The organism is Methylobacterium sp. CCH5-D2 (genome assembly GCF_001556475.1).
Classification (GTDB): domain Bacteria; phylum Pseudomonadota; class Alphaproteobacteria; order Rhizobiales; family Beijerinckiaceae; genus Methylobacterium; species Methylobacterium hispanicum.
The window spans coordinates 1-6,745 of the sequence record NZ_LSIX01000975.1 but is presented as its reverse complement, the minus strand read 5'-3'; the positions used below and the strand labels follow the sequence as shown (position 1 = coordinate 6,745).

4 protein-coding genes are annotated in these 6,745 nt (G+C 73.4%); 1 reads left to right on the top strand and 3 read right to left on the bottom strand.

All coding sequences use genetic code 11. The annotated features are described in order from the left end of the window. The 3 genes from AX737_RS26425 to AX737_RS26415 form a co-directional block, all read right to left on the bottom strand. Nucleotides 1-3,195: efflux RND transporter permease subunit (locus AX737_RS26425; protein ID WP_066926660.1), on the bottom strand; the 3,195-nt coding region annotated here is incomplete at its 3' end. Beyond that, the gene (locus AX737_RS26420; protein ID WP_066926658.1) at nt 3,188-4,294 is read right to left on the bottom strand and encodes a multidrug transporter; all 1,107 of its coding nucleotides are present in this window, start codon (nt 4,292-4,294) and stop codon (nt 3,188-3,190) included. The genes AX737_RS26420 and AX737_RS26425, both read right to left, overlap by 8 nt. Before the next feature lie 104 nt (nt 4,295-4,398). Beyond that, nucleotides 4,399-5,583 carry a histidine kinase dimerization/phosphoacceptor domain -containing protein gene (locus tag AX737_RS26415; protein ID WP_066926656.1) on the bottom strand — a complete coding sequence of 395 codons (1,185 nt, stop codon included), beginning with the start codon at nt 5,581-5,583 and terminating at the stop codon, nt 4,399-4,401. A 158-nt stretch (nt 5,584-5,741) separates the two neighbouring features. On the opposite strand from AX737_RS26415, the gene AX737_RS26410 reads away from it, so the two are divergent. Further along, nucleotides 5,742-6,005 carry a hypothetical protein gene (locus tag AX737_RS26410; RefSeq protein ID WP_066926654.1) on the top strand — a complete coding sequence of 88 codons (264 nt, stop codon included), beginning with the start codon at nt 5,742-5,744 and terminating at the stop codon, nt 6,003-6,005. Nucleotides 6,006-6,745 lie beyond the last annotated feature (740 nt).

The window sequence follows — 6,745 nt, the reverse complement described above, 5'->3', positions numbered from 1 at the left end:
GGTCCCGGCCGCCCGGCCGGGACCGGGCTCCATCCCCCTGCCCTGCGGGTCCCCCCCGAACCGGGCGAAGCGCAGCGCGAGGCCCGGCAGGATCAGCAGGTTCAGCACCGTCGAGCTGACGAGGCCGCCGAGGATCACGATGGCCATCGGGCCCTCGATCTCGCGGCCGGGCTCGCCCGCCCCCAGCGCCAGCGGCATCAGGCCGAGCCCCGTCACCAGCGAGGTCATCAGGATCGGCACCAGCCGGTCGGCCGCGCCGAGGATCGCGGTGCCCTCCGTCCAGGGCCGGCCCTCCACCGTCACCAGATGCTCGTAGTGGGCGATCATCATGATGGTGTTGCGCAAGGAGATGCCGAACAGCGTCACGAAGCCGACGATCGAGCCGAGCGAGAGCACGCCGCCGGTGGCCGCGACCGCCGCGACGCCGCCCACGAAGGCCAGCGGCAGGTTGACCAGGACGAGTGCGAGGTTGGCGCCGGAGCCCGTCACGACGGCGAGCAGCAGCACGATGCCGAGGCCGGCCGCGCCCGAGGCGATGAGCAGGTCGCGCCGGGCCTGGGTCTGCGCTTCCGCCGAGCCCGCGAAGGCGACGTAGACGCCCTCGGGCAGTTGCACCTCCTTGGCGATCTTGCGCTTGGCCGCCGCCACGAAGCCGGCAATGTCCCGCCCCACCACGTTCGCGGTCACCGCCTGGACCCGCTGCGCGCCCTGATGCTGCACCTGGTAGCGGCCGGTGGTCTCGTAGATGTCGGCGACCTGGGCGAGGCGGATGTAGCGCCCGCCGGGCGTGCGCAGGGGCAACTCACCCAGGCCCGAGAGCCGGCCGCGCGCCCGCTCGTCGAGGTTCACCAGCACGTTGAACACCGCGTTGCCCACGTAGGTCTGGCCGACCACGTCGCCCTGGTAGGCGGTGCGCACCGTCTCCAGCACCTCGATCGCGTCGAGGCCCCAGTGGCGCAGGTCCGCCGGGCGCAAGCTCGCGGTGATCTGCGGCATGCCGGCGGGCGAGGCCTGCTGCACGTCGCGGGCGCCGCGCACCTCGGCGAGTTCCCGCGCGACCGCGCGCGCCGCCGCCTCGATCCGGTCGAGGTCGTTGCCCACGAGGTTGACCACCACGGGCGCGGTGTAGCCGGAGACCGTCTCCTCGATCCGCTCGGTCAGGAAGGTCTTGAGCGAGAAGGCGGCGCCGGGAAAACCCGCCGCGAGCGCCCGGATCCGCGCCTCGACCCTCCGCTGGGCGGCGCCGTCGAGCCCTTGATCGAGATCGACGTGGATCTCGCTGTAATGCGTGCCCGCCGTGTCCTGGCCGGCCTCGGCCCGGCCGATCTGTGCGGCCACCGCGCGGATGCCGGGGATCTGCCGGAGCTCCGCGGTGATCTGGACGCCGAGGCGCTGCGATTCCTGCAGGGACGTGCCGGGCGCGCCGGCCATGTGCAGGATCAGGTGGCCCTCCTTCAGGTCGGGCAGGAAGGTGCCGCCGAGCGTCGGCAGGAGCGCCGCGCCGCCGAGCGTGACGAGCGCCGCGCCTGCGATCACCGCCCGCGGATGGCGGCCGATCCGGGCCAGCAGGGCGCCGTAGCGGGCGCGCGACCAGACCATCAGTGGGGGTTCGCGCGGCTCGCGGACCCCATCCTCTGCCCCATCCTCTGCCCTTTGCCCTCTCCTGCCGAGGAGCAGCAGGGCGAGCGCCGGCGTCACCGTGAGGGCGACGCCGAGGGAGGCCAGCACCGCGAAGATGTAGGCCAGCGCCAGCGGGCCGAAGAGCCGGCCCGCGACGCCCGAGAGCGCCAGCACCGGCAGGAAGACCAAGAGCACGGCGACGGTGGCGTAGGCGACGGCCGTGCGCACCTCCAGGACCGCGTCGAGCACGATGCGGGCGGCGGGCGTCCGGTCGCCGGCGAGCCGCCGCTCGCGCAGGCGCCGGACCACGTTCTCGACGCCGATCACCGCGTCGTCCACCACCTCGCCGATGGCGATGGCGAGGCCGCCGAGCGTCATGGTGTTGAGGCTCTCGCCCGCCGCCATCAGGGCGAGCACCGCGGCGACCAGCGAGAGCGGGATCGCGACCGCGCTGATCAGGCTGGTGCGCCAGTCGGCCAGGAACACGAACAGCACGATCACCACGAGCGCGCCGCCCAGGCCCAGCGCCTGCAGCACGTGGTCGTTGGCGACGGCGACGAAGTTCGCGGGCCGGAACAGGTCGGGCCTGAGCACGACCCCTGCGCGGGCGAGTGCGGGGGCGAGGTCGGCGAGCGCGGCCTCCGTCCGGGCGGTGACCTCCAGGGTGTTGGCCCCGATCTGCGCGCCGACCATCAGCAGCACGCCGGGCTTGCCGTCGATCAGCGCGGCGCTGATCGGCGGCTCGGGCGCGACCCGGACGGTCGCCACGTCCGCCAGCACCACGCTGGCGCCGCCCTCGTTGATGAGGACGGTGCGGCCGAGCACCTCCGGGTCGAGGGCCTGCCCCTCCGTGCGCAGCACCACGCGCTGGTTCGGCGTGTCGACGAAGCCGGCGCCGCGCACGCCGGTCGCCTTGCGGGCGGAGGCCACCACGTCGTTGAGGCCGACCCGGAAGCGCACGAGGTCGTTGGGGCGCACCTGAACCTGGAGGGAGCGCACCCCGCCGCCGTAGACCGAGACCTGGGCGACGCCCGGCACCGCGAGCAGGCGCTGGCGCACGGTCCAGTCGGCGACCGTGCGCAGGTCGAGATCGTCGCGGCTCTCCGAGGTCAGGCCGACGAGGAGCACCGTGCCGGTCGAGGAGGTCAGCGGCGTGATGGCGGGCGCCATCACCCCCTGCGGCAGGCGGCCGGCGAGCGCCGCGATCCGCTCGCCGACGCGCTGGCGCACCCGGTCGATGTCGCTGCCCGACCGGAAGGTCGCGGTGATCACCGAGAGGCCCTGGATCGAGGAGGAGCGCAGGGCCTCCAGCCCCGGAAGCCCGTTGACCGCCACCTCGACGGCCTGGGTGACCAGCACCTCGACCTGCTCCGGATCGAGCCCCGGCGCCTCGGTCTGGATCACCACGGTGGGCGGGGCGAATTCCGGGAAGACGTCGTACTTGGCGCGTGACAGGCCGTAGAGGCCGAGCACGAGGAGCGCGCAGGCCAGCGTCAGCACCACCCGGGGCAGGCGGACCGAGAACCCGACCAGGGCCGCCTGCAAGCCCTCCCGTGGTGCGCGCGGCTCAGTCATCGTCGTCGCCCGCGACGCGGATCTGGCTCTTCAGCTCCTCCGAGAGCAGCGCCTGCCCGCCCCGGAGCACGATCTCGGTGCCGTCGGGCAGGCCCTCGACCACGTAGGAATCGTCCGACATCGGCGGGTCGGTGCGGATCGGGTGGCGCACGTAGGCCCCGCCTTGGCCGCTCCCTGGAGCGCCCTCCCCGATTGCGCGGTAGACCCAGGTGCCGCCCTGCCCGTGCACCACCGCGTCCTCGGGCACCAGCACGCCCGTCACCGCGCGCTCCGCGGGCAGGAAGGCCAGCGTGCTCATGCCGGGCAGGAGGCCGCCCTCGCCCGAGACGAGGTAGTAGAAGCTCTGGCCCTGGATGCGCGGGTCGGTGCGCGGGGCGGGCCCGACGAGGCGTAAGGCAACCCGCGCGCTCTGCGGCGGCACCTCCGCGAAGGCCGCCTCCGGGGCCGCGCTCAGGGACTCGCCCGGCGGCAGCGTCACCTGCATCAGGAAATCGGCGCGCTCGATCAGCCGGGTGACGGCGGGCGCGCGCTCGACGATGGCCTTCCCGATCACCGCCCCCCATTCCTGCTGGGCGGTGGCGGCGAGGGTGCGGACTTGCGATTCCGCCGCCGTCAGCGCGGCCGCGTCGGTCTGGTAGGTGCCCTCGGCGGTCTCGACCTGCACGGTGGTGGCGTATTGCCCGAGGTTCCGCGCCCGGCGCGAGGCGCTGCCCGAGACCTCGGCCCGCGCCCGCGCCTGCTGCAGCTGCGCCCGCGCGCTGGCATAGGCGTTGGTCAGCTCGGTCACCCGGGCGAGGTCGAGCACGAGGCCGTAGGCCTGCAGCTCCTGCCGGTGGGGGAGGGCGCGGCGGATCTCCGTCACCAGCCCGATCCGGGCGCGCTCCTCGGGCGCGAGGCGCACCACCGTGCGGCCGTCCTCGACCGCCGTGCGGGATGCGGGCAGCGGTGCCTGGACGGGCGGGGCCGTGAGCGCGAAGACGTCGGCGGTGCGGGCGCGCAGCGCCGCGCCGGTCTCGGTGAGGAAGGCGGCGCCCGCCAATCCCCCGGCCAGGAGGGCCGCGCCCGCGAGAAGCACGGGGCGTCTGCGCCTCTGGAACACCGCAACCCTCCCCGCCGCGACAGGACCGGACCGCCCTCCCCCGCGGGATCCGGCGTGGCCATTGCCACTTTTGCCCGGTTTTTTCGACCGGATCTACCCGGATCCTATCCCGGCAGCGGCACCGCGAGGTGGAAATGCGCGCCCGGCCCGTCGCGCGGCGTGGTCAGCGTCGCGCCGAGCTGGCGGCCGAGGTTCGCGATCACCCGCATGCCGAGGCTGCGGGTGGCCCGGGCGATGTCGAAATCCTCCGGCAGGCCGACGCCGTCATCGGCGACGTCGAGGACGAGCCGGCCCTCCGCCAGCGCCGTGCGCACCCGGATCTCGCCGCCCGCCGGGCGGCTCGCCTCCGGATAGGCGTACTTGATCGCGTTGGTGACGAGTTCGTTGACGAGGAGCCCGATCGGGATCGCGAGGTCGGCCGCGATGCGCAGGGGCGCGACCGTGCAGACGAGGCGGTGGCGCGGCGCGCCGCTCTGCAGGTTCGCCGTCAGGGTCTGTAGGAAGGGCGCGAGGTCGATCTCGCCGGGGACCGCATCGCCCTCCCCGTCGCCCTGGCGCCAGAGCTGGTCGTGCACGCCCGCGATCGCCTCGACGCGGCTGCGCGCGTCGATGAGGGCTGCCCGCACCGCCTCGCCGTCCGGGCCGGCTTCCGCGCTGCGGGCCTGGAGCGCCAGCAGGCTCGCCACGATGGCGAGGCTGTTCTTGACCCGGTGGCTCATCTCGCGGGCGAGCAGGTCCTGCCGGGCGAGCGCCGCCCGCAGCAGGCTCTCGGTGCGCTGGCGCTCGATGGCGCCGCCCAGCAGGTTGGCGAAGCCCTGCATGAAGGCGATGTCGGCCTCGCCGAACATGCCCTCGCGGGTGTCGTCCACCTCCAGCACCCCGAAGGCGCCGTCGCGGTTCTCGATCAGCACGTTGATCGCCCGGCGGATGCCGTGCTCGGCCATGAGCTGGGGCGTGCGGAAGCGCGTCTCCTCGGCGAGGTGGTTCGAGATCACCGGGCGCCCGGTCTTCAGGGCGAAGCCCGCGGGCGAGGCGAGGTCGGCCCCGACGCGGGCGCGCCCGATCACGTCCGGCGCCCAGCCGATGCCGGCGCGCACCAAGAGCGTGTCCTCGGCCCGCAGGTATTCGAGCGCCTTGCAGAACTGCGCGCCCATCCCCTCGGCGCAGAGCTCGGCCGCGCGCTGGAGCAGGACGTCGACGTCGTCGCCGCGCAGGGCCTCGACGCCGAATTCGGAGAGGATCGCCTGCTGGCGCAGACGGAGGGAGAGATCCGCAGAGCACGTATCCATGACGGGCGGACCTTTAGCAGGAAGTGCCGCATGGTGCGACGCGGTCCGCGGCGGACGATCTCGCGAACGGCCCTTGCACGGTCTTCCGCGTCCCTTCGACGCTGCAGCCTCCGGCTCCCTCGCCCGTTGACGGGCCGACCACAGGAGGAGGCGCGACCATGGCCGACGGCACGCAGGGACTTTCCGACAAGGCACTCTCGATCTTCGCCTTCGCGGCCTACCATCGTCTGCTCAGCGGCGAGCGCGTCTCCTCGGTGATCCGGCGGGACGGGGCCGGCCACGAGGCCGACCCGGACGGCGTGGCCGAGCTGGAGCGCCGGGGGCTCGCCAGCGCGAGCGAGACCAGCATCGATCTCACCGAGGCGGCGCAGGACTTCACCGAGACGCTGGTCGAGGCGATGCGGCGCGCCGCGGGCGCGTAGCCGCCGACCGTCCGGGCGCCCGGCGGGGATGGCCCGGATCCGTTGCGCCGAACGGGGCGGCTGCCGATGCGTCCGCGGGGCGCGCCGCCGGCCCGCGCCTGTCCGAAGCGCGCGAGGGCCCCGCGACCCGCATGCCGCGGACGGAGCGTACCGTTCCGCCCAAGCATCGCATCGGCGACGGCGCCCGCTCCGTCCGGATGCGGCGGCCATGCTCGGCGTCCGCGCGTCGCAACCCGGGCCGACGCCTGACTATTCGCCCGTTCAAAGCCGCTAGTATACTGGCATTTCATTATGCCAGCGCGGTGCCGTGCGCGCGCGCGCACCCTCGCGGCGCGAACATCCCCGCCTCCGAATGTCGAGAATCCCTTGCTCCCGCGGGGGGTTGTGCCGTTGCGTGACCGGCCGCTCTTTTGCCGGACCTAGTAGCGGCCCGCCTCGGCGGCCGAGTCATCCTGCGGCGCAGACGCGCATGGTGACGGCGATGTGCGCTGATCCACCCGAATGAACCTTGGATCAGGATTAAAACTTGAAGTATATTGGGGTGTCTTACCGCACAAACACAAGATAAAATCCGATATAGACCTCTCTCGTCGGCGGCGATCACCAACGATCGACGCAACTGATCGCACGAAGAGGATGGATTATCATGATGAAGCGCATCGTTACGACTGTCGCCATGGCCGCCGCCCTTGGTCTGCCGCTGGCCGCTCAGGCCGGCGAGGGCGGGGGCGGGGAGCGCA